The organism is Mesorhizobium sp. CNPSo 4688, from assembly GCF_057784295.1.
The window spans coordinates 1-523 of record NZ_JBWLUY010000100.1; the positions used below are offsets into that span (position 1 = coordinate 1).

1 protein-coding gene is annotated in these 523 nt (G+C 58.1%); it reads left to right on the plus strand.

Going from position 1 to position 523, the window contains the following annotated elements:
- Positions 1-71 precede the first annotated feature (71 nt).
- Complete coding sequence (locus AC04SH_RS34965; RefSeq protein WP_488578088.1) at positions 72-434, plus strand: IS5 family transposase; 363 nt, start codon at positions 72-74, stop codon at positions 432-434.
- The last annotated feature ends 89 nt before the right edge of the window (positions 435-523 follow it).

The following is a 523-nucleotide window of genomic DNA, read 5'->3' on the forward strand; positions in this document are numbered from 1 at the left end:
CCTAGGGCGCGTACTCAACCCTTGCATGGCCATTGAAGCAGTGATTCAACGCCTTTGATTAGGAGGCGATGATGGCACGCTACGATCTGAGCGAAGCAGAATGGCAAATCGTGGAACCGCTGTTGCCGCCACATGGTTTGGGCAAGAAGCGGGTCGACGATCGGCGGGTGGTCAATGGCATATTTTACGTTCTGAGGACCGGATCGCCTTGGCGCGATCTGCCCGAGCGGTATGGCCCCTACACCACGGTCTACAACCGCTTCAACCGTTGGGCCAAGAGAGGTGTCTGGTTGGCGATGTTTGAAGCGCTGGCGGCTAAGTCACCACAGTCTTTGCACCTGATCGACAGTTCGATAATCCGCGCCCATCAGCATGCGGCGGGCGGTAAAAAGGGGGTCCGGATAACGCCATTGGCCGTTCTCATGGCGGACTGAGTACCAAGGTCCACGCGCTCGTCGATCAAGACGGCCTGCCGATCCGTCTCCTCATCTCGGAGGGAAAGGCATCCGACAAGACATTCGCC